This window comes from Burkholderia sp. AW49-1, from assembly GCF_053427845.1.
In genome coordinates, this window is record NZ_JBSAXF010000137.1 from 1 (window position 1) to 264 (window position 264).

Consider the following 264-nt stretch of genomic DNA (forward strand, 5'->3'; position numbering starts at 1 on the left):
GCCGCCGACGTTCATCCCGAGATTGCCGCCGACCGACAGGTTGCCCGCGTTCTGCTGGAAGTTGCCGCCCGTCGTGATCGACGCATCGCCCGCAACGTCGAGTTTGGCGGTCGGCCCGAGCGTGGTCGCCACGCTCGTCGCGCCGTCGCGGCTCACGCGCGTATTCGTCTTCGTCGCCGTATCGAGAATCAGGTCCTTGCCGGCATCCAGGTGCAGGCTGCCGGCCTTCACGTTCGCCGACGTCAGGTCGATATTGTTCTCGGT

General features: G+C 66.3%; 1 protein-coding gene. It reads right to left on the reverse strand.

Going from position 1 to position 264, the window contains the following annotated elements; genetic code table 11:
- The coding region (locus tag ACV22W_RS33765; RefSeq protein ID WP_448023877.1) for a hypothetical protein at positions 1-264 on the reverse strand (264 nt) is incomplete at both ends.